Consider the following 689-nt stretch of genomic DNA (forward strand, 5'->3'; position numbering starts at 1 on the left):
GCCTGCTCAGACTCCACTATACGCTTGAGCGAATGCGGATGCAGCTTGATACAAATACCTTGGTACTTAAACGCCACGGTTGGGTTGTTCAAGCGTTCACCTTCCCCTTTCGGGCTCGATAGTTTGATCTTCACACCCAATTCTTCTAACTCATCAAAACGCGCACCAAACACTGGGTAAGTGTGTTTTAAGTCCGCCAAAAACTCGTCTGCGGTTTCCGCATGAGATGGAATCACAAACTCCACGTGCTCCCAACTTTCGGTTGGATAGGTTTTCCCTTCGGCTGGGTATGGCAATTCCAGACACTCAATCTTCCAGCCGCGGCTTTCGAGTGCTGTGTCGAATTCGATGACGATAATTGGACGACCGTTGATTTTCGCTTGTGAAATCACCTTGCCGTATTGATTCCATGCCTCATGCGCAGCTTTTGCCGTTTCAGGGTCATTAATACGCAATGCAATATGGTCAGCTTGAGCAAAGCTCAGATCCAGTTTTAACAAGATTGCAAGCTCTTCAATCTTGCCCATGAAGACATCTAAGTCTTGGAGCATTAGTTCAGGCGTAAGGCGTTTTTCAACAAGTTGAATAGTCATTGTGGCTCTCTTTTGGGGCGATTTATCTCATTACTCTGAGCGCAATAGTAAACGCAAACAAAGTGACATTTCCATTCAATCGAAAAAGTAAAAATT

General features: G+C 45.3%; 1 protein-coding gene. It reads right to left on the reverse strand.

What is annotated here, in order from left to right; all coding sequences use genetic code 11:
* On the reverse strand, positions 1–593 hold a 593-nt coding region (locus tag R7Z47_RS24980; RefSeq protein WP_318130779.1), incomplete at its 3' end, for a VOC family protein.
* Between the last annotated feature and the right edge of the window lie 96 nt (positions 594–689).

The sequence above is a fragment of the Vibrio sp. 1641 genome, from assembly GCF_033339995.1.
Lineage (GTDB): Bacteria > Pseudomonadota > Gammaproteobacteria > Enterobacterales > Vibrionaceae > Vibrio > Vibrio alginolyticus.